Raw genomic sequence first — 2,706 nt, 5'->3', positions numbered from 1 at the left:
AGGTCCTCGGCGCTCGGCGCCGCGACGATGTTGACCACCAGCATCTCCGGGTCGCTGACCAGGGTGACACCGGACGGCAGCGGGACCGCGCCGGCCAGGATCTGGGTGCCCTCCTCGGCGCCCTCGATCGACACCGTCAGGTTTTCCGGGATGGACAGCGCCTCGGCCTCGATCTCGATGGTGGTGGCGTCCTGGGTCACCAGGGTGCCCGACGCGGCGTCGCCATCGAGGACGACCTGAACCTCGACGTTCACCTTCTCGCCGCGCTTGACGATGATCAGGTCGGCGTGGGTGATGGAGCGCTTGATCGGGTGGATCGCCAGCGCCTTGGTGAGCGCCAGCTGCTCCTTGCCGTCGATCTGCAGGCTCAGCACCGCATTGGTGCCGGAGTGCCGCAGCACGGCGGCGAAGTCGCGGGCGCTGAGCTCCAAGTGCTGCGGGTCGCTGCCGTGGCCGTAGAGCACCACGGGCACCTTGCCCTCACGCCGGGCCTGCCGCGAGGCGCCCTTGCCGGTGCGGGTGCGGACGTCGACGGTCAGCTTGTTGGTGGTGGGGCCTTTGGCCATGGTGGATGCTCCTTGCTTCCGGGGGGTTCTACCGCACGGCGGAGGCACGAGCATGTCGAAGCCTCGTCGATAACGGTGGTTCCACCACCCTCGCCGTGACGCGCTGCCAAGGGTAGCCGACGGCGGCCCTACAGCGAAAATTGCGTGCCCGTGAGCTGCTACTTCGCCGTGACGGAGAACCCCTCGATAATCTTCTGAACGTCCGGGGCCTCCGCAGCGGCCTGGGTGGCCAGCGTCGTGACGGTGAACTGCACCAGATAGCGGTCGAACTTCGAGGTGACCGGGAAGACGATCCGGTTGTAGGTGTGCAGCCGAGTGCCGGTGTGGTCGTAGCTGCCCTCGATCATCGACGAGGGGAACCCGCCGAAGTCGTCGTTCGAATAGTTGAGCCGGGTGAAGTTCTTCGACAGCTCCGCGTCGTCGTCGCCATGCTCCAGCGCCGCCGGAATGTCGAAGTTGCCGTCGAGTTTGAACACCATCACCATCGCCGTCGGGTAGGTGTTGTTCTGCGCGATCGCCTCGGTGCCGGGGGAGAAGTTCGGGTTGGCGTACGTGGTCCAGCCGGGCGGGCGCGGCAGCGTGACGGTGAGGTCGGTCAGGGTGTCCAGCGACACCTGCTGACCGGTGACGCCCACCCCGGACAGGTATTGGGCGATCGGGGTCGGCGAGGTGGGTGCCGTCGTCACCGGCGCCGCCGTCGTGCTCGATGTCCAGATCTGCGAGTAGTCCGCGGTTTTCGCACCGCAGGCCGTCAGCGTTACCGCGGCGCCGATCGCCACCGCGGCGACCAGAGCACCCCGCTCCTTCATCGCGAGAATGATTAAACGTCCCCGTCGAAAAGACCGGTGACCGAGCCGTTTTCGAACACGGCGCGGATGGTGCTGGCCAGCAGCGGCGCGATGGAGAGCACGGTGAGCTGGGGGAACCGCTTGGCGTCGTCGATGGGCAGGGTGTTGGTGACGATCACCTCGCGCGCGCCGCAGGCGGCCAGCCGCTCAGCCGCCGGGTCGGACAGCACCCCGTGGGTGGCGGCGATGATGACGTCCTTGGCGCCGTCCTCGCGCAGCAGCTTCACCGCTCCGGCGATGGTGCCGCCGGTGTCGATCATGTCGTCGGTGAGCACGCAGGTCTTGCCCTCGACCTCACCGACCACCCGGTTGGACACCACCTGGTTGGGCACCCGCGGGTCGCGGGTCTTGTGGATGAACGCCAGCGGAGTGCCGCCCAGCGCGTCGGCCCACTTCTCGGCCACCCGCACCCGGCCGGAGTCCGGCGACACCACGCAGATGTCCTCGCCGGCGTAGTTGTCCTTGATGTAGCCGGTCAGCAGCGGCTGAGCGCGCATGTGGTCCACCGGGCCGTCGAAGAAGCCCTGGATCTGGTCGGTGTGCAGATCCACCGACACGATGCGGTCCGCCCCGGCGGTCTTGAGCAGATCGGCCACCAGTCGCGCCGAGATCGGTTCGCGGCCGCGGTGCTTCTTGTCCTGGCGGGCGTAGGGATAGAACGGCAGGATCGCGGTGATCCGCTTGGCGCTGCCGCGCTTGAGCGCGTCGATCATCAGCAGCTGTTCCATCAGCCAGGTGTTCAGCGGCGCCGGATTGGACTGCAGCACGAAGGCGTCGGAACCGCGCACCGACTCGTCGAACCGGACGAAGATCTCCCCGTTGGCGAAGTCGCGGGCGGTCGTGGCGGTGACGCTGACGTCGAGCTCCTTGGCCACCTGCTCGGCCAGCTCCGGATGCGCGCGCCCGGAGAAGAGCATCAGATTCTTGCGGCTGTCAATCCACTCGGTGCCCACTGCGTTGCCCTTGCCGGTCGGGGGATCGATACGCGGTCATCGTACGGGGTTCTACTACTTTTCGGCCTGTTCGGGGTCCGTCCGCTGGGCCTTTGCACGGGTCGCCGCCTTGGCCGACTCGCTGTCGGGGCGGTTGTCCAGCACCCAGTCCTCGATGATGCGCTGCTGGCCCGACGAGATGGCCAGGGCTCCCGGCGGAACGTCGTGCCGCAGCACGGTGCCGGCGCCGGTGTAGGCACCGTCGCCCACGGTGACCGGGGCGACGAACATGGTGTCGCTGCCGGTTCGCACATGGGAGCCGACGGTGGTGCGGCTCTTGTTCTCGCCGTCGTAGTTGAC

3 protein-coding genes and 1 pseudogene are annotated in these 2,706 nt (G+C 67.8%); all 4 read right to left on the bottom strand.

Annotated features, from left to right (window positions below):
• Positions 1-566 (bottom strand): 50S ribosomal protein L25/general stress protein Ctc (locus ADBZ6I_RS17010; RefSeq protein ID WP_526385932.1); only part of this gene is annotated, 566 nt, incomplete at its 3' end.
• A 158-nt stretch (positions 567-724) separates the two neighbouring features.
• Positions 725-1,375, bottom strand: coding sequence for an LpqN/LpqT family lipoprotein (locus ADBZ6I_RS17005; protein ID WP_526385930.1), 651 nt, complete (start codon positions 1,373-1,375; stop codon positions 725-727).
• Positions 1,376-1,386: 11 nt separating this feature from the next.
• Positions 1,387-2,367, bottom strand: a complete 981-nt coding sequence (locus tag ADBZ6I_RS17000) for a ribose-phosphate diphosphokinase (protein WP_526385928.1) — start codon at positions 2,365-2,367, stop codon at positions 1,387-1,389.
• 54 nt (positions 2,368-2,421) lie between these two features.
• A pseudogene (glmU, locus tag ADBZ6I_RS16995) lies at positions 2,422-2,706 on the bottom strand (bifunctional UDP-N-acetylglucosamine diphosphorylase/glucosamine-1-phosphate N-acetyltransferase GlmU); the annotation flags it as partial.

Source organism: Mycobacterium sp. (assembly GCF_044342925.1).
Lineage (GTDB): Bacteria > Actinomycetota > Actinomycetes > Mycobacteriales > Mycobacteriaceae > Mycobacterium.
Note: the sequence above shows the minus strand (reverse complement) of the source record. Positions and strands in the feature narration are given on the sequence as shown.

Excerpts from the sequence above, each read along its gene's own strand:
- ADBZ6I_RS17005 (WP_526385930.1), bottom strand. The coding sequence starts at position 1,375 with ATGAAGGAGCGGGGTGCTCTGGTCGCCGCGGTGGCGATCGGCGCCGCG.